Annotated in this window: 15 protein-coding genes and 1 pseudogene; 6 read left to right on the forward strand and 10 right to left on the reverse strand. The window is 61.4% G+C overall.

The features are described 5' to 3' along the window. Positions 1–4 precede the first annotated feature (4 nt). On the reverse strand, positions 5–1,648 hold the full coding sequence (locus E8F06_RS25950) for a DUF1302 domain-containing protein (RefSeq protein WP_348530032.1): 1,644 nt from the start codon (positions 1,646–1,648) through the stop codon (positions 5–7). A gap of 672 nt (positions 1,649–2,320) precedes the next feature. On the opposite strand from E8F06_RS25950, the gene E8F06_RS25955 reads away from it, so the two are divergent. Both E8F06_RS25955 and E8F06_RS25960 read left to right on the forward strand, forming a co-directional pair. Then, positions 2,321–3,217 (forward strand): LysR family transcriptional regulator, encoded by an 897-nt coding sequence (locus tag E8F06_RS25955; protein WP_179057928.1) that lies wholly within the window; start codon positions 2,321–2,323, stop codon positions 3,215–3,217. 198 nt (positions 3,218–3,415) lie between these two features. Continuing rightward, positions 3,416–3,772 (forward strand): histone-like nucleoid-structuring protein, MvaT/MvaU family, encoded by a 357-nt coding sequence (locus E8F06_RS25960; RefSeq protein WP_179057927.1) that lies wholly within the window; start codon positions 3,416–3,418, stop codon positions 3,770–3,772. A 231-nt stretch (positions 3,773–4,003) separates the two neighbouring features. On the opposite strand, the gene E8F06_RS25965 is transcribed toward E8F06_RS25960, so the two are convergent. The 4 genes from E8F06_RS25965 to E8F06_RS25980 all read right to left on the reverse strand — a co-directional run bounded on the left by E8F06_RS25965 (position 4,004) and on the right by E8F06_RS25980 (position 7,083). Beyond that, complete coding sequence (locus tag E8F06_RS25965; RefSeq protein ID WP_179057926.1) at positions 4,004–4,318, reverse strand: hypothetical protein; 315 nt, start codon at positions 4,316–4,318, stop codon at positions 4,004–4,006. A gap of 179 nt (positions 4,319–4,497) precedes the next feature. Continuing rightward, positions 4,498–5,355 (reverse strand): inositol monophosphatase family protein, encoded by an 858-nt coding sequence (locus tag E8F06_RS25970; protein WP_179057925.1) that lies wholly within the window; start codon positions 5,353–5,355, stop codon positions 4,498–4,500. A gap of 81 nt (positions 5,356–5,436) precedes the next feature. Further along, a complete protein-coding gene (locus E8F06_RS25975) occupies positions 5,437–5,643 on the reverse strand; it encodes an antitoxin Xre/MbcA/ParS toxin-binding domain-containing protein (protein WP_179057924.1) in 207 nt (68 codons plus the stop codon). Positions 5,644–6,483: 840 nt separating this feature from the next. Continuing rightward, positions 6,484–7,083: a DUF6088 family protein gene (locus E8F06_RS25980; protein WP_179057923.1), complete on the reverse strand. Its 600-nt coding sequence runs from the start codon at positions 7,081–7,083 to the stop codon at positions 6,484–6,486. Between the two features lie 303 nt (positions 7,084–7,386). Here E8F06_RS25980 and E8F06_RS25985 point away from each other — a divergent pair, with 303 nt between their 5' ends. Continuing rightward, complete coding sequence (locus E8F06_RS25985) at positions 7,387–7,731, forward strand: YggL family protein (protein WP_179057922.1); 345 nt, start codon at positions 7,387–7,389, stop codon at positions 7,729–7,731. Between the two features lie 397 nt (positions 7,732–8,128). On the opposite strand, the pseudogene E8F06_RS25990 reads toward E8F06_RS25985, so the two are convergent. Beyond that, positions 8,129–8,191, reverse strand: a pseudogene (locus E8F06_RS25990) (hypothetical protein); the annotation flags it as partial. A gap of 224 nt (positions 8,192–8,415) precedes the next feature. Here E8F06_RS25990 and dacB point away from each other — a divergent pair. Beyond that, positions 8,416–9,873, forward strand: coding sequence for a D-alanyl-D-alanine carboxypeptidase/D-alanyl-D-alanine-endopeptidase (dacB, locus tag E8F06_RS25995; RefSeq protein WP_280372120.1), 1,458 nt, complete (start codon positions 8,416–8,418; stop codon positions 9,871–9,873). 33 nt (positions 9,874–9,906) lie between these two features. Here the strand turns inward: dacB and E8F06_RS26000 are convergent, their stop codons facing one another. Together E8F06_RS26000 and rlmKL are read right to left on the reverse strand one after the other, a co-directional pair. Further along, positions 9,907–12,684 (reverse strand): diguanylate cyclase, encoded by a 2,778-nt coding sequence (locus tag E8F06_RS26000; RefSeq protein WP_280372121.1) that lies wholly within the window; start codon positions 12,682–12,684, stop codon positions 9,907–9,909. A 174-nt stretch (positions 12,685–12,858) separates the two neighbouring features. After that, on the reverse strand, positions 12,859–15,036 hold the full coding sequence (gene rlmKL, locus E8F06_RS26005; protein ID WP_280372122.1) for a bifunctional 23S rRNA (guanine(2069)-N(7))-methyltransferase RlmK/23S rRNA (guanine(2445)-N(2))-methyltransferase RlmL: 2,178 nt from the start codon (positions 15,034–15,036) through the stop codon (positions 12,859–12,861). Positions 15,037–15,468: 432 nt separating this feature from the next. Here rlmKL and E8F06_RS26010 point away from each other — a divergent pair, with 432 nt between their 5' ends. Continuing rightward, on the forward strand, positions 15,469–15,684 hold the full coding sequence (locus E8F06_RS26010) for a ribosome modulation factor (protein ID WP_151132935.1): 216 nt from the start codon (positions 15,469–15,471) through the stop codon (positions 15,682–15,684). A gap of 100 nt (positions 15,685–15,784) precedes the next feature. On the opposite strand, the gene E8F06_RS26015 is transcribed toward E8F06_RS26010, so the two are convergent. Both E8F06_RS26015 and E8F06_RS26020 read right to left on the reverse strand, forming a co-directional pair. Then, positions 15,785–16,807: a quinone-dependent dihydroorotate dehydrogenase gene (locus tag E8F06_RS26015; RefSeq protein WP_280372123.1), complete on the reverse strand. Its 1,023-nt coding sequence runs from the start codon at positions 16,805–16,807 to the stop codon at positions 15,785–15,787. 57 nt (positions 16,808–16,864) lie between these two features. Beyond that, positions 16,865–17,086: a DUF2835 domain-containing protein gene (locus E8F06_RS26020; RefSeq protein ID WP_280372124.1), complete on the reverse strand. Its 222-nt coding sequence runs from the start codon at positions 17,084–17,086 to the stop codon at positions 16,865–16,867. Between the two features lie 147 nt (positions 17,087–17,233). Here E8F06_RS26020 and E8F06_RS26025 point away from each other — a divergent pair, with 147 nt between their 5' ends. Beyond that, on the forward strand, positions 17,234–18,103 hold the full coding sequence (locus E8F06_RS26025) for a DUF6685 family protein (RefSeq protein ID WP_280372125.1): 870 nt from the start codon (positions 17,234–17,236) through the stop codon (positions 18,101–18,103). Positions 18,104–18,184: the final 81 nt, after the last annotated feature.

Raw genomic sequence — 18,184 nt, forward strand, 5'->3', positions numbered from 1 at the left:
GGCCTCAGAAGGTCTTTTTCACGTAGGCAGAGATAAAGTCACGGTCGGCCAAACTCTGGCCGTAGGTGAACACAGCGTTTTCATCGAATAGCGGATCTTTCTTGCCAAAGAAGTTCACGTAGTTCACACCGAACTCAATGGACTGCATGTAGTTGGCTTTCAGGCCGATGCTCCAGTCCCCGCCGTGGCGAGTGCCGAAACCGGCCTGGCTAACAGCCGAGGACTGGCCATCCAGACCAATGCCCAGGCCCATCGGCACGCTCAAATCCAGGCCATCAAAGAACTGGAAGTAAGCAGGCTCGAAGAGGACGCGAAACGCTGTAGCGTCCCGACTACTGTTGGGATCAAGAGCCGCGCGGTTCTCCGTCACGCTGAGAGTGCGGTTCCAAGCCAGCTCTGCAAGCAAGGTGCCGCCGTCCCACAAAGAGGACGGATCGAGCGAGTAGATGGTCGAGAGGTTGATGTGAGCAGTTTTACCGCGTGCGAACAGGCCATTCTCGTCGTTATCCGCAGTCACTCCCGGCGTCACTGCCTGTAGCCCACTAACCAGTGGCGCGTCCCAGCGGATAGAAGCTTCACCTGCGAAGTTGAACGACCCCACGGAGGTAGAAGCGCTTACCCCAGCAGTCTTGATGTTCTCAGCGAAGACCTGGTTATAGGAGTCAAAGAAAGGGGCCGGACCTACCGGAGTCGGGATAACGGCAGCCAGATTGGCGTAGATGTTGCTCGGCGTCTTGTCGTGATATTGGGCGGCATAGAAGCCGTACTCGACGTCCGAACCTTCTGGACTGAACCGGATCTGGAATCCACCCTGCCCCGAGTCCTTAGCGTGTATATCGCCACCATTCCGAGTAGGCCCAGTCAGCGACTGAACAGTGCCTGCACCATGACCCAAGAGGTCGAAGAAACTCAGGTAGCTCCCGGCACCCGGAATCGTCGAGCGCTCCCACTCAAACTGGTAGTAGGCGCCGATGGATAGCTGGGGATTGATCTGATACTGGCCGGAGATTTGATTGACCGGTCGCAGAATTTCCTTGAACTGGGTGCCCGGTACGCTCAGAAGCTTGACCACGTCGATTGGGCCTTGCGCGTTGGCTATACCATTGCCCCCGAAGAACAAACTCTCACCATAGATGAGACTGTGTTGACCGAGACGGACCGTGGCCTGCCCATCACCAACAGCAGAGCGCATGTACACGAAAGCATCAAGCAACTCGGCGTCTCGACCGTGCAGCTCTTCGGTGTCATCAAGGAAATGACGTTGGGTATCGCTGTCAGTGTTCTTGTTGTAGATATCGTCATACCAGGCTGCACCGCTAACGCGAGCACCAATGTTGTTATGACTGATATCCAGTTCGGAAAGCACATCTAGACGATTTGAGACCAAGCCGCGGTCAAAGTTACGATCACCTTGGCTTTGGACATCCGGGTAAAGACCGCCAAGGGTTGGCGATTCAGTCAGTTCGGAATCCTGACTCTGCAGGCGGTAGGCAACACTGTACTTCAGCGTATTGTCCCAGCGCACTTTCCAGTCCGAATCCCCAGTATCGATCTCCATTGCCAGAGCACTCGATCCGGGAAAAACTGCGCCAATTGCGGCAGCAAGAACCGCGACCTTGAATGGCCGAACTGCTTTATTGCTCTTCATTTCAACCCTCATTGTTTTTATTTTGAATCATGGGTAGCTGAGCGGCCTTCAGGCCATAACCTCAGCTTTTTGCGACACTTTCAGCTTCAACCAGAGCGCCCTCTTCTTCACGCCGGCAAAAGAGATCAGCACCAACATCTTTTTTTGAATAAAGTCATCCCCTCCCGCCAGGCATCCGAGAACAGATTGACCAAATCATTTATTACAACTTAGGAGAAACAGAAATTTGGCACTAGCAAGACGGAACCGCTGAGACCGCACAAAAACCTAGAACTGACCAAATATTCTTGAACGACAACCTACCCGCATCCCAATAAAAATTAATTAGGGAAAATTTCACGAGGAGGTTGATCTACTTCAACAGACCTACGGACCTATCCCAGCCCACCTCACAAATTTACGACTCAAAAACAGCGATTAACTTAACTGAGACACCACTTTCGTATACTGTGCAGGTTCATCCTATCGACACTTGGCAACACTGATCACAGACTAATGTCCTTCGTTCAATGTGCTTACTATGTAGATCCAGCGGCTACCAGAGCGTCCTCCTGCAGCCTTTGACTCAAAACTATTGGCCGCATGCCAATCCGTCCAATACTATAAAAACGGCCGAGCATTACCTAAAAGGTATCGAGATAGCGCAAAGGCCCATCATCAGCGGGAGCGCCCATGGATTTCCGACATCTCCGTTACTTCATCGCCGTGGCCGAGGAGCAGAACATTGGCCGTGCGGCAGCTCGACTGCACATTTCCCAGCCACCGCTGACCAGACAGATCCAGCAACTCGAAGCAGAAATCGGCGTGCAGCTGTTCAATCGCACCCCTAGAGGTATGGAATTGACTCCTGCCGGGGAACTCCTATTGGAAGAGGCACGCAACATTCGCGCGCTGGTCGAGCAAGCGACCGAACGGACTCAACGTGCCGGTCAAGGCAAGCTCGGTCGTTTAGATATAGGCATTTTCGGTTCGGGAATCCTGGATACCATCCCACGGCTGCTGGAGCGCTTTCGCGAAAGCAACCCAGACGTCAAGCTGGTACTGCACAGCATGAGTAAGCATGAGCAGGTCGAAGCATTGCGCCAGAAGCGGATCAGCATTGGCTTCAGTCGGATGCTATCGCCATTGCCAGATCTTTCCTGCGAGACCGTCTCATCTGAATCACTCCTGCTCGCAATCAATGAAGGTCACCCTCTGGCTCGAGAAACCACGGTGCCTTTCCGGAGCCTCGCCGAGCATCCGTTGATCCTCTTCCCCACGGGAAGTCGCCCCAGCTTCCTGGATAAGGTACTTAGCCTCTGCCACCAAGCAGGCTTCGAACCACAGATTGCTCAGGAGGTGGGTGACACCATAACCGCGGTTGCCTTGGCTGCCCGAGGCCTAGGGGCGAGTCTTGTATCGGAGTCTACGGAGGTGCTCAAACTGCCAGGTCTGACCTACAGACCTCTGAGTGGCCTGCCGGAAAATGCCCGGTTCGACCTGGGATGCATCTATCGGCAGGAAGACGACTCTCCGACGCTTGGCGAATTCCTGCGAATCATTCGGGAGTTTCGCAAAGAACAGGCCTAAGAAAACTTCGAAGGATGTATGCACCGGAAACTTCGAAGGATGTATGCACCGAGGCCGGATGCCCTCGCCGTCAAAAATGCGAGAGGGGGCGGAGAAGAACGCTATGCAGAGGAAAAGCTTAATGGTCCATTCACTAAGACCGGGACAGACCAATCGGTCAACTGCGGTGTGTAATTGCATCACGCTAAGGAGAACGCAATGAGCAAACTGGCTGAATTTAAACGCCTGGAAGCACAGCTGGCAGAACAACTCGCTGCGCTGGACAGCCTGAGGAACGATACGGAGCTCAAGCGCGAAATTGAGTTTGAATCCAAACTCAAAGCGCTGCTGGATGAATATGGCCTTGGGCTAAAGGCCGTAATGAATATCCTTGATCCAGGTCGCACGCGCACTCCGCTGCTTGCTCAAAAAGGCCAGCGGCGCGAGCGCACCGTCAAGGTTTACAAGAATCCGCACACCAATGAAGTCGTCGAGACGAAAGGCGGCAACAACAAAGTGCTGAACGCTTGGAAGGCCGAATATGGTGCCGCAGCAGTAAAATCTTGGGTCCAGTGAGACCACCCAGCTTAAGGTCGGCAATGTCCGGCCTTCAGCCAATGCCACTGATGACGTGAGCAAGCTGCTGCCGTAGCAAGTTTTCAGGCAGTCGGGCCAGCTAAACGCCCAGTGCTTTGGCATCGATGCTCTCCCTGGATAAAGCGTTTCATACGCCGCCCCCGCTGGTGTTGATCTAGCAATTCTAGGGGAAATGCCGGCTAGACTTGGGATGCTGTCCCAACAGGGAGATCAGCTGGCCGAGTTGCTGCCGCCATTGAACAGATCATCACGAGCAACGCGCCCAAAATTGCTGAGGTCTTGATCCTCCTCACTGAACATGAAGTTCACCATGCGGTCACGTCTGAGACCTGAAAGCGTCCTAAAAAAACAGGTTTCGCACAGATGGACTTCATAGCGTTCGCCTTCATGGGCCGAGCCACAGCCCCAACTGGCGCGAAGCGTGCCAAATTGCAATCCAGCCCCTTCAAGACGCGTGCTATCGCCACAAACGTCGCACAGGACATCACTGACCGATTCGGCCTGTTCCAGAGCGGCGATCTTCATCGAGAACCTCCTACCAAGGTACATGTACGCTTTCGTTTATCTGGCACACGATACTCCTGCAGGAGCGTTGCTCGGTGGGATGACGTGCTCCCCTGACGGTGCTCCGCACCCGCAGCAGAACTCAGCAGTGGTTTTTACATAGTCTAGGGAGACGGCCCTCTTCTAGGCTCGCCACACACCTATGCTCTGTTTGCGAGAACAACCTGCCACGGGCGCCTCACCAATTCCTGACAGGCTATTTCCCCACCGCCGAAGCAATACCCAACTGGCTGATTGAATGTCGCCGCTGTCGCGTAACCCAAGGCCTGTCCCCGTTCGTTCCAGAGGCCACCGCCACCTGCCCGCAGCAACGCGTGACCCGCCACCACATCGTGGGGCGACACCGCGTACAAGGAGACTGCAGCGATCCCATCCCCCACCGCCACCCGGGCAAGCCGATAGGCAATGCTTGGCATCGGATGGTAGGTGGCGGGCGCACACAGCTCGGCATTCTCGATGGGCCGGGCACGCGCGGTGAGGCTGACGAAGACTTGGGCACCTTCCGCCAGTCCGCCTTTCGCGACATTCGGCACGATCAACGCGCCATTACGGAGCAAGTGTGGCATCCCCTCAGCCCAAGCAATACAGTCCGCCCCGCGTTCCGTCATCGGCGCATAGACGACTCCCAGCACCGGTACACACTCTCGCAGCAATCCTACGGAAATCGCCGAGCCCAGATGCCCTTGCAGGAAGTCGCGGGTGCCATCATTGGGATCCACAACCCAGCAGTAGTGATGCCCCGTCAGCTGCACACCGGTTTCCTCACCGACAAAATCGCAGGGGAGCAGCTTCGTCAGTCCCTGGCGCAACATGACCTCGACCTCGCCATCAACTTCGGCCTTGTCCCCAGCGCCTCTCGGACCACCGGGTCGAACCAGCTCAGCAGCGATCAGGCACCCCGCCTCCCGTACCAGCGCAATCACCGCATCAAGCAGAGCGCGATCGATGTCCTGGCGAGTTAATGCCCTCGGTGACAACGGGACAGATCGTTCACGCATGCCGAAACCCTCGAAGTCGGTTAGCGAAGGGGCTGGCTGGCAGTCACGCCCGGTCGTTAACGGCGGCCCTAAAACATAGGGTCAGTGATAGACCCCATACTCGATGCGCCCGAGAAAAGTCTCGAGCACTTCCAGATCCTCTGCACTCGCGAGCATGTCGATCGGACGACGCCGCTCGAGCCCCTGCGCCGGCGTCACCATCCAGCGCTCAGCCTTCTCTCGACTGCCGAAGATCTGCGTGGCGCGTACCAGCGTCTCGGCATACCGCACAGCAAAAATCTCAGTCATGGTAGACGCTCCTCACCGAGCCATGCAGAGGCCCGGTCCCAGTTAGCCAAGCCTAAGCTCCCTGCCTCCTATGCCGATGCGCTGGTGAGGCCGTGCATGGGGGCCAGGTCCGGTCACTACGAGCGGCGCAGCTCGCCAAGCGGCCTCTCCGACTCAACATAGCGCAAGGCAGCCTTGGCATAGCGCCAGCCGACGTAACTCATCAGAGCCTTGGCGCTCCACTGGTTACGACTGGCTCAGGTGGCAAAGCCACGGCGCAATGAATGACGGCTGAAGCGCTCTCCCTCCAAGCCACTGTGCACCATCGCGCGACGGAGGATGCACGAGATGCAGTCCGTGCTCTGCCAGGTTGCCCCAACGGCCCACCGCACGAAACTCCGGGCCTTGGCGCAATCCCGAAACCGCGATCCAGTCAAGATAGGCCTTCACAGAACACAAACGTTTCCATGTGGGCGTCAGGTGATCGAGTAGGGCAAATGTCAATGCACATTAACCAGAACGCATTAGATCCAATCGCCAGTTCTGCGGAGATAAGACCTCGCATCCGGGCCCTACTCGCCGGCAGAAAACATTCCGTTTTCCAACGGGCGGTCGATGATGAGTATCTCGGGGTTACGGAGAAGCCCGGTTCTGAGGAAACCCAAGCCCGCCAGGTTCTGCAGGCTACTGAGTTAGACCGCTAGCAAGTCGCTGCCCTACCCGGCTCTCCTTGAACTTCTCCTAGCGCAGCGGGCTGCAGCGGGCGCAGGTCGGACAAGTAGCCCCTGTCTGCGGCTTAGCGACCACGCCCCCCGACTTCGCATCTCACCAGCAGACATAGTGCTGTGAGACTGAAAAAACCTACTCGACTTTCTGAGTCGCAAGGCTTAATGCCATCCGCATCCATTCCGGCATAATGCACGCTCGGAGTTTCGACAGTTCTTCACTGCTCAGCGCGTTGACGACTGTCGAAGCCACCTGGGTGGACAGCCCCTCCTTCCCGACATAGTGGAGAGCGGTAAGCGCCAGTCCCACGTTCGTTCCAGCATGCTGCAAGCGGTCCCTGGAGACATGCTGAAGGCGAACGACCGCATTGCCAATTTTGAGTTCTCGAGTCGAGCCACTGGTGTAGAACGTCGGCAGCATCTGCATCTGGGTGCTGAGACCGAGCCTACGGACTGCCTCAGCACCGTGAATCTGGATCGTTTCACCGTTCGACTTCGCGATGACGCGCATCACGGTAGTTGGGCTGGGGCGGACGTTCTTGCCGACGTACTGGTTGAACTTCGGACGCATGTAGACGCCGCGAACAACGCGTTCTAGCCGGCCTGACTGCACCAGCCTGGAGAGTGCCTTGTCAACCGATGCGCGAGAGCCAAGCTGCGCGAAAACCGTGCGGGAAAAGGGTTTACCCTTCCGCATGAACTTAATTCGCGCTGAGATGGCTTTCGCAACGGACATGACAGTCACTAAGAGTCACGCTTTTGACAGGCAAGGAGACTTTTAGCCTCGACGGACAATGCACCCACCCTGAGACGGGCCGTGGCCTCGTGAACAGAGTCGGGGTCAGGTAAGCGCTATGTCCGATCGGGCACGTTAGTCCGGGATCCTGCAAGCGCACACTACACCCAGCCCACGCAGAGTCAATTCGCCAGTTATGTTGCGGCCTACTGATCCTAGGACAGGCCCTCGAGACGCATCTCCCAGGCATTCCAACTCCTTAGCTGATAGACTGCGCGCCAAATTTACCTAGAGGATTTTTTCATGGCTACTAACCGTTCCCGCCGTCTGCGCAAGAAGCTCTGTGTTGACGAGTTTCAGGAATTGGGGTTTGAGCTCAATCTGGATTTCAAGCAAGACCTTTCGGATGAAGCCATCGATGCCTTCCTGAACGCCTTCCTGGACGATGCCATGGCCGCTAACGGCCTGGACTACGTAGGCGGCGAAGAGTTCGGCTTGGTCTGCCTGGCTAAGCGTGGCTCGGTGAGTGAGGAGCAACGCGCGGCTGTTGAAGCCTGGCTGAAAGGCCGTAGCGAACTGACCAAGATTGAGGTCAGCCCATTGCAGGACGCCTGGTACCCAGAGAAGCCGATTAATCCGGCTGTTTGAAACCAGAGCATCTGCGAGCATTAGGCCATCCGAAAGGGTGGCCTTTTCGTTTGTATCAGCCCCTCGTGTTACTCAGTGAGCGGCTACGCAATATGTCTGCCTTGGGGCGCACGTCAGCCCACAGGAGACCGCGAACGTAAGTAGCGAACTGCTGAAATGAAGCCTGGGACAGACTCGATCAAAGAATGACTGGCGACCCACACGTGGGGTTTGCCTTGCGTTTGAAAAGCGCGCGTCAGGCGTTCACGAGGGAATGGCTGAGACTGGACTTCCGTGACATACCCCGGGGGCGTCAGCGGCGAAAGGCGGGCGGATAATTGCGAGGGGAGCAGCAGGGATTCTGGGCGGAAGGGGTGAGACGTTTTTGACAAAATCCTGATTATTTTTTGCTAATTAGCAAAACCTGGAATTCATCGACGCAAAGCTTCTTGCGCAGGCGGCGGGAGCGATTGGTGGCCATATGGCAGTTCCTCGGCATAAATGACGGGCGGCACTCTAGCAGCTTCCGTTGCAACTTGCCCGTTCGCGGTGCACCCGAGGTTGCACTGGCAGACGAAATGAGTCGCTAACCCATACCGTTAGGACGGGGTTACGGCATAATGCGCCGATTTCCCGAACCCTCGTGGGAACTGTCGCTATGCCAACTTCTTTCGTCAACCGCCCTCGCCAGGAGGGCAAGCTTTGATGTTCAAGTCCATTCGTACCTTCACCCTTGCTGCCCTGATTCTCCCCGTTGCCCTGCCGCTGTCCGCCGCCCAGGTCAACACCAGCCTTCCCGCCAAGGTGCAGAAGGCCCTGACCGCCAACAAGATTTCCGCCAACTCGCTGTCCCTGGTGACCCTGCCGCTCACCGGCCCGGGCGCCCAGACGCTGGTCAACGCCGATGTGTCGGTGAACCCGGCGTCCACCATGAAGCTGATCACCACCTACGCCGCCCTTGAGCTGCTCGGCCCCACCTACCAGTGGAAGACCGAGTTCTACGCCGACGGCCCGCTGAAGAATGGCGTGCTCAACGGCAACCTCTACCTCAAGGGTGGCGGCGATCCCAAGCTGAACATGGAAAAGCTCTGGCTGATGATGCGCGACCTGCGCGCCAACGGCGTGCGCGAGGTCACCGGCGACCTGGTGCTGGATCGCAGCTACTTCAACCACCCGCAGCTGCCGTCCTTCAACGACGACGGCGGCGACGACAACAAGCCCTTCCTGGTCGGCCCGGACTCGCTGCTGGTCAACCTCAAGGCCGTGCGCCTGATCGCCCGCGCCGAGGGCGGCAAGGCCAGCCTGGCCATGGAGCCGCCGCTCGAGAACATCCGCATCGAAAACAAGCTGCAGGTGACCAAGGCCGCCAAGTGCCCCTCATGGCCCGACGTGCGCTACAACCCGGTGACCCAGTTCGACGGCACCACCCTGATCGCCAGCGGCAAGCTGCCGGAAGGCTGCAGCGCCCAGACCTACATGTCCCTACTCGACCATCCGGGCTACGCCGCCGGCGCCGTGCGCGCATTCTGGAAAGAGCTGGGCGGCACCATCAACGGCAAGGACCGCGCGGGCGACGTGCCCAAGGACGCCAAGCTGCTGGCCCGTTCCTTCTCCCCGGACCTGGTTGAAGTCATCCGCGACATCAACAAGTACAGCAACAACACCATGGCCCAGCAGCTGTTCCTCAGCATCGGCGCGCGCTACCGCACCGATGCCGATGGCGACGACGCCAAGGCTGCGCAACGGGTGATCCGCAACTGGCTGGCGAAGAAAGGCATCACCGCGCCGCACCTGGTGATGGAGAACGGTTCGGGCCTGTCGCGCAACGAGCGGGTCAGCGCCCGCGAGATGGCCACCATCCTCCAGGCCGCGTGGCAGAGCCCCTACGCCGCCGAGTTCGTTTCCTCGCTGCCGCTGGTGGCGATGGACGGCACCATGCGCAAACGCCTGCGCCGCACGGCCCTGGAAGGTGAAGCCCACATCAAGACCGGCACTCTGAACACGGTCCGTGCCATCGCCGGCTTCAGCCGCGACAGCAATGGCAACACCTGGGCTGTGGTGGCGATCCTCAACGATTCACGCCCCTGGGGCGCGTCGGCGATCCTCGACCAGGTACTGGTGGACCTGTACCGCCAGCCCAAGAGCGTGGCCGGCGCCAACTGACCCGATGGCCGCCCCCCTGCGGGCGGCCATCTCTCACTCGGCGATACGGATCTGATTGCGCCCTGCCTGCTTCGCTGCATAGACGGCCGTATCCACGCGTCGTAGCAGATCATCGGCATCTTCCCCCTCACGCCAGGCGGCGCAGCCGAAGCTGGCGGTCACCTGTCCTACCCCCGCCACGTTCTCCTTCGCCAGCGCCTGCCATAGCGCCTGGGCGACCTGGAATGCCTGTTCGACATTGGTGTCCGGGCAAAGCACGACGAACTCTTCACCACCCAGCCGGCACAGCACGTCGATGCGCCGCAGGCGCTCGCCGACCCGCATGCACAGTGCCTTGAGCACCCGGTCCCCGGCGTCGTGGCCATGGCAGTCGTTGATCTGCTTGAAGTGGTCGACATCCAGCATCACCAGCGCCAGCGGGCCTTCGCGGCGCTCGGCGCGAGCGATCTCCAGGTCCAGGCGTTCCTGGAAGTAGCGCCGGTTGTAGACGCCGGTCAGGGCGTCGGTGACCGAGAGCGCACGCAACTCCTGCTCCACCAGCTTGAGCCCGGTGATGTCCGTGATGTAGCCGTGCCAGAGTACGGTGCCATCCTCCCCGCGTTCGGGTACCGATTCCCCGCGCAGCCAGCGCAGGCCCTGGCGCGGGAGCAGCACGCGGAAATCCTCGCGCCAGGGCGTGAGCAATTCGGCGGAGCGGCGGATCGAACTCTGCACCCGTTCCAGGTCATCGGGATGGACGCGCTCCAGCAGGCCCATCGCGTCGTCCCGCACCGTTTCCGGGTCCACTTCGAAGACCTCAAGGATGCCGGCGCTGGTGTAGGGGAAGCTGAAGTGCTCGTTCGGTTCCATGCGGAACTGGTAAAGCACGCCGGGCACCCGTGCGCTGAGCTTCTCCAGCAGACGATCGCGGGCTTCCAGGGCCTGCTGCACGTGCTTGCGCTCGGTGATATCGATCGCCACCCCCAGGTAGCCCACCAGCACTTCGCGCTCGTCACGCACACCCGTGAGGATCAGGCTCCCGATGAGACGACTGCCGTCGCTGCGCTGGAAGGTCCACTCCTGCTCGTCGAAGCGATCCCCCGCCGTGACCTCCTCTACATAGGCCTGGAAATCCGGGACCAGCTTGCCCAAACGCTGCCCGAGCGCCCGACAGCGCTCCGCCACCTCACTCTCCAGATGCAGCACCACCGGATGGCGGCCAATCATTTCCACGGCCCGGTAGCCAAACATGCGCTCGGCGCCGACGTTGAACTGAAGGATGGCACCACGCAGGTCGGTGCTGACGATCGCCACCTGGGTCGCGGCATTCAGCAGGCCGCGGAGCTGGCCGTGAGCCATGGCCAGTTGCAGTTCCACCGCCTTGCTGGAGCTGATGTCGGTCTGGGTGCCGATCATTCGCTGGGGCAGGCCATCGCCCCCCCGCTCCACCACCTTTCCGCGATCCAGCACCCAGATCCAGCGGCCGTCCTTGTGCAGCATGCGGTGCTGGCTCTGGTAGACCGCGCTGGCACCGCGCAGGTGGCGTTCCAGCTCCGCCCGCGCCAGTGGCTGGTCCTGGGGATGGATCAGCCGCCCGCGCGCCTCAAGGCTGTCATCCACCTCGTCCTCCCCATAGCCGAGCATGGTTTTCCAGCCACGGGAGAGAAAGACGCGCCCGGACTGCGGCTCCCAGTCCCAGACGCCGTGACCGGCGCCATCCAGGGCGAAGCTCCAGCGTTCCTCGCTGAGCTGCAGCTCGATCTCGCGCTCACGCAAGGCTTCGGTGCGCTCGGCCACCAGCGCCAGGGCGTTCTGCCGCTGGTTGACCATCAGCAGCAGGTAGCCCGCCAGCAGCAGCGTGAACACCAGACCGCTGAGCGCCACCAGATCGGCCGTGGACAATGTGTCTTCCGCGAGGAAGTCCGCGCTGGGGACCACCTCCAGCAGGTACTGGCGGTCGCCGAAGGGCACCACCCGGCGCTGCAACAGATCGCTCTCGGGAGCCTCGGCGCTCTGGTAGATCAGCGTCTCGTGGCCATCCTCGCTGACATCGCTGACCCGCATCACCAGGCTCGCCAGGTTGTCCGGCGCAATAGCCGCTTCCATCTCCAGATTGAGGCTGAGCACCGACACCACAAAACCGCGCAGGCGCTCATCGCTTGGCGGAGTGCCGTCGTAGACCGGCGCCAGCATGACCACGCCGCTGGCCTCACGCTCCACCACACCGATCACCCGCACCCGCTCGGTAACGGTGACGCCATGGCTGCTCCGCGCCTTGGCGATGGCGGCGCGACGCTGCGGGCTGGAGTTCAGGTCCATCCCCAGCGGCACCTGGTCGATGCGCGAGGTCACGCTGTAGTAGACCGGGAAATACTCCTGCCGAAGCGGACTGGTCACCAGGCTGTCGCCCTTCAGGTCGCGGATGGCAAAGCCCGCCATTCCCTCTTCACGGGCGCGGGCCTCGAACTGCTCCCGCTCGTTTCCGGCAATACGCGGCACCCAGGAATAGACCAGGGTGTCGCCCAGCAGTGGACCGACGAATCCCTGGAACTCGCCAAGGGTGACTTCATGGGAATTGTTGAAGAAGCGCTGGACGGCATCCAGCTCCTTGAGCTGCCCATCCAGGCGCTCCTTGATGCGGCTGATGCGCTCGCCAGCGGCCAGATTGAAACGCGCGCGCAACTGGTTCTCTTCGGCGCTGCGCACCGCCTGGCTGAGCAGGAGGGTAAGCGCCGCACCGCCGAAGACGACCAACAAGCAGACCAGCCACACCAGCGGGCGGCCGGACAGCAATGCCGACAGGGTCAGTTTTTCCGGCGCAAGCGACTGCATGCTCACATCTCGAATCTGGGTGTGGAAATACCGTCCCTGTGAGCATCAACATAGCTAGGTAGTGGCACTTTGCCTAGAAGCGCGCATGAGCAGCCGACCGTCCAAGGCAAACGCCGGACGGCCGGAACCTCCGGCGGGTCGATCGGAGAGCTGGAGGTGAGGCGCGCAGGCGCCTCAGCGGGTGGTCAGGCGCCAGGCGCGGTGGATCTTCGCGTTGCGGGCGAAGTCCGGGTCCAGGGTCTCGGCGCTGATTTCGGTGACCGCGTAGCGCGACTCCAACCCCTCATCCAGCTGGAATTTGCGGAAGTTGTTGGAGAAGTACAGGACCCCGCCGGGCGCCAGGCGCGCCATGGCCAGGTCCAGCAGCTGGACGTGGTCGCGCTGCACGTCGAACACCCCCTCCATGCGCTTGGAGTTGGAGAAGGTCGGCGGGTCGATGAAGATCAGGTCGTACTCGCCACGGTCCTCCGCCAGCCAGGCCATCACGTCACCCTGCTGCAGCCTGTGCTTGTCGGAGAAACCATTCAGCGACAGGTTGCGCCGTGCCCAGTCCAGGTAGGTCTTGGACAGGTCGACGCTGGTGGTGGTGCGCGCACCACCCTTGGCCGCGTGCACGCTGGCAGTAGCCGTGTAGCAGAAGAGATTGAGGAAACGCTTGCCGGCCGCCTCGCGCTGGATGCGCAGGCGGATCGGGCGGTGGTCGAGGAACAGGCCGGTGTCCAGGTAATCGGTGAGGTTCACCAGCAGCTTCACGCCGCCTTCGCTCACTTCCGTGAAACGTCCTTCGCTGCCCTGGCGCTCGTACTGGCGGGTACCGCTCTGGCGCTCGCGACGCTTGACCACCACGCGGGCCGGGTCCACATCCAGCGCCTGGGGAATCGCCGCCAGGGCGTCGAGCAGGCGTGCCTGAGCCTTTTCCGGGTCGATGGAACGGGGCGGTGCGTATTCCTGCACGTGCACCCAGTCGCCATAGAGGTCGACGGCCAGGGCGTATTCGGGCATGTCGGCGTCATACAGGCGGTAGCACTGGATACCGTCCTTGCGCGCCCACTTGCCCAGTTGCTTGAAGTTCTTCTGCAGGCGGTTGGCGAACATCTGCCCGCCCTCGGAGAGACGCGCGGGCTCGGCGCGCGGAGTGGCACGGTCGCCCTCACCGGCCGCACGGCGTTCGCCGGTCACGAACTGCTCCGGCAGCACCTTCAGCAGCAGCAGCTTGCACGCCAGGGCGCCGTTCCAGAAGGCGTACTGCTTGTGGCTGCGGATACCCATGCGCTTGCCCAGTTCCGGCGCGCCGGTGAATACCGCCGCTTCCCAGCCCATGCAGGCCTGGCGCAGGCGCTCACCAAGGTTCTGGTAGAGGTAGAGCAGGCTGGCTTCGTCGCCCAGTCGCTCGCCATAGGGCGGGTTGCTGATGACCAGGCCCTTCTGGTTCTGGTCCGGACGCGGCTCGAAGGTCGCCAGCTCGCCCTGGTAGATCTTCACCCAGTCGCCGAGGCCGGCGCGCTCGATGTTGTTGCGACCCGGCTGGATCAGGCGCGGGTCCGCTTCATAGCCACGAATCCACAGCGGCGGCTTGGCCAGGCCCGCATCGGCACGAACCTGGGCTTCTTCGTGAAGCTTCTTCCACAGCGCCGGTACGTGGCCCAGCCAGTTGGAGAAACCCCAGCGCTCGCGCTTGAGGTTGGGCGCCATGTCGGCGGCCATCATCGCGGCCTCGACCAGGAAGGTGCCGACACCGCACATGGGGTCGGCCAGGGCGCCACCCTCGGCGGCGATACGCGGCCAGCCGGCGCGGATCAGGATGGCTGCTGCCAGGTTCTCCTTCAGCGGCGCGGCGCCCTGCTGCAGGCGGTAGCCGCGCTGGTGCAGGCTGTGGCCGGCCAGGTCGATGGAGAGAATCGCCTCGCCCTTGTCCAGGCGCAGGTGAATGCGCAGGTCCGGGTTCACCTTGTCCACGGAGGGGCGCACGCCGTCGGCGCTGCGCAGCTTGTCCACCACCGCGTCCTTGACCTTGAGCGCACCGAAGTGGGTGTTGTCGATACCCGAGCCGTGGCCGCTGAACTCCACCGCCAGGCTGCCGCTGGGCATCAGGTGGTCATGCCAGTCCACCGCCAGCACGCCCTGGTAGAGGTCCTCGGCGTTCTGCACCGGGAATCGCCCCAGCACCAGCAGCACCCGGTTCGCCAGGCGGGACCAGAGGCAGAGGCGGTACGCGGTTTCCAGGTCGCCCTGGCCACGCACGGCGGCAACCTGCTCGCGCACCTCCTGCAGTCCGAGTTGCGCGGCCTCTTCGGCCAGGAGGCCCTCCAGGCTCTTCGGGCAGGTGAGGAAAAGTTCGTAGCGGTCCGACATTGGAGTTCCAGGGCCCATTCGAGGCGATCAGCGGCACAGAACCTGAGCTGTGCGGTAACAAAATATGTGACGTAAGGTCGCAGAACGGCCCTTCGTCGGAATGAAAAGTCATCAGATTCGTGCGCCAGACGAAATGGCACAGCGACATCATTGATCCGGCCAGCCCCGACGCTACGGGGCTTAGACCGAAAAGTGGCAAAAAATGCTTCCGTCAGCTTATGGCCGTTGCCACCTACAAGTTACGTCCTTATGACAAAACGATCATTCACATGCCTGGGGGCATTGGTTAGAAATCAGCTTAACCCGCCGCCGCAATGGCAGTGGATGAAGGGGCGTCACGCCGGCAACGCACCTTCGGGGCAGAGCACTTTCTGCCAGGTTCCACCTGTGGAACCAATGGACATAACAGTCAACAAATGAGGGCTACACCCTATGAGAAGACTTAAGCGTGATCCGATGGAACGAGCATTCTTGCGCGGCTATCAGCACGGCATCAATGGCAAATCCCGCGATCTTTGTCCTTTCACCCATCCCACCACACGGCAAGCCTGGATCAACGGTTGGCGCGAGGGCCGTGGCGATAACTGGGATGGCTACACCGGCGCCGCCGGTATTCATCGTCTGAACGAACTCCACGCCGTCGGCTGACACAGGATCACACCGACTTCACCAAGCACGCCCCATCCGGGCGGCGGGCGCAAGCCCAGGGGCTCCCTTAGAGGGAGCCCTTTTTATTTGCCCTCGATATTTACTTCTGCAGTCCGGCGATGGCGTCCACCGCCTCGCGGATCAGCGCCGGTCCCTTGTAGATGAAGCCGGAGTAGATCTGCACCAGGCTCGCGCCAGCAGCGATCTTCTCCGCGGCATGACGGCCTTCGGTGATGCCGCCGACCGCGATGATCGGCAGTCGGCCGCCCAGCTCGCCGGCCAGCACTTTCACGGTATTGGTGCTCTTGTCGCGCACCGGCGCGCCAGACAGTCCGCCGGCCTCTTCGCCATAGGGCAGGCCTTCGACGCCTTCACGGCCGAGGGTGGTGTTGGTGGCGATCACCGCATCCATGCCCGACTCCAGCAGTGCCTGGGCGACCATGGCGGTTTCTTCGTCGCTCATGTCCGGCGCGATCTTGATGGCCAGCGGCACGTGCCTGCCATGCTGGGCGGCCAGGCTTTCCTGGCGGCTGCGCAGCGCTTGCAGCAGCTGCTTCAGCGAGTCACCGAACTGCAGGCTGCGCAGGCCGGGGGTATTCGGCGAGCTGACGTTCACGGTCACGTAGCTGGCGTGGGCGTACACCTTGTCCAGGCAGATCAGGTAATCATCCACCGCGCGCTCGACAGGAGTGTCGAAGTTCTTGCCGATATTGATGCCCAGCACGCCGTCGTACTTGGCCGCACGCACGCGCGCCAGCAGGTGGTCGACACCCAGGTTGTTGAAGCCCATGCGGTTGATGATGGCTTCGGCCTGGGGCAGGCGGAACAGGCGCGGCTTGGGGTTGCCCGGCTGCGGACGCGGAGTCACGGTACCGATCTCGACAAAGCCGAAGCCCAGTTGGGCGAAGCCGTCGATGGCGTCGCCATTCTTGTCCAGGCCGGCGGCCAGGCCTACCGGGTTGGGAAACTCCAGCCCCATCACCTTCACCGGCAGGCTCGCCGGCGCCTTGGTCAGCAGGCGGTTGAGACCGAGACGGCCACCGGCACCGATTAGGTCGATGGACAGTTCGTGGGAAGTTTCCGGGGACAGGGAGAAGAGCAGCTCGCGGGCCAGTTTGTACATGGTCGGTCGGGCATCGATCGGCGATATGGGCCGGCGATTATAGCTGCGCAGCCCCCGTCACGCGAGGCGGCGCAGGCTGAGGAGCTTGCCGTCAGCGGAAAAATCCAGCTCGAAGGTACCGCTCACTCCCCCGTGCCCCAGGTGCGGGCGCAGATGCCGGGCCGGCAGGCTGACCTTGCGGCCGTCACGGCTGCGCAACAGCACACGGTTGGCCCGACCTTGATAGACTGCGAGGAATTCGTCCGCAGTCAGGGAAATATCCAGCACTAGGCTGGGCATGGAGGCATCCTCGACAATGAAGAGCTGGATTCTGCCACACCGTCCGTTCGCTCTCGCTCCTCGCCAGGCAGAATTGTCCGACACCCGGTTCGCGCAGCCGGCAAGCCTCTGCCACACTGCCACCCGTGACCGGGGAGTATTCAGGCCATGAGTGAGATGCAGCCAACACCTTTGAGCGCCCGTCTGGCTGCAATCGCCCAGCGTTTTGGCTTCGGCAATTCGCCTCGCAAGGTGTTCGAGCGAGCCAGCCAGCTGCGCCTGCCCTTCCAGCAACTGCACCTGCCCGAGGACACCATCTGGTGGCAGTCCGGCCCACCATTGCAGCGGCTGGTGGAATTACCACGCGGAGCGCTGTCCGGCCCGGTCCAGGACGACAAGGCTGAAGCCCATGCCGTTCTGGTTGGGGTGGTCAAGCGCAGCGAACAGCGCCTTCCCAGCTTCGACCTGCGCCAGATCGACGGACTTTGCGGCAACGACCACACACCGACGCCCTCCCCCAGCTTCGAGGACTACCTGGCCGGCCTGGACAGCCGCAAGGTGCGAATCATCAGCTACAAGGACTTCGTCAAGGCCATCAGCCTCCCCCTGCCACGCTTCCTCGCCGGCGAGCCCATCAGCTTGCTCCGGGCCGACTGGTACGCCTATCGCGTGTTCTGGAGCGGCGAGCAGCACGTCGAGGCCTTCGCCGCCTCCATCGCCTATGCCCGACTGCGTGCACTGGAAACCACCCTCCCCGCCGAGATCACCGACTACAGCCTCGATCCCGACGGCCTGGCCGTGCTGGACGAGCGCTACCACGTCCTGGCGATGCCAGCGCAGGCCTGGAGCGATCCGGCCTTCATGGGTCTGCTGCTGGACGGTGGTATCCCCTATTCGCGCCTGACCATCCTGCGCAACTCCGGCACCCCGGAATTCATCCTGCTGCCCAAGAAGCACGCCGAAGCCACTGCGCTGGGTGAAGGCTTGCGGCTGGCCGGGGCAGCCGATGTGGTGAAGTACCTGCGGGCGTTGGGCTAGGTCCGCCGCCTCCGCTTCAGAGCCGGTGCGCACGACGCACCCTACCGCCCCGACAGTAGGGCGCGCTGCGCGCACCGATTC

It is taken from the genome of Pseudomonas sp. BN411, from assembly GCF_029871235.1.
Taxonomy (GTDB): domain Bacteria; phylum Pseudomonadota; class Gammaproteobacteria; order Pseudomonadales; family Pseudomonadaceae; genus Metapseudomonas.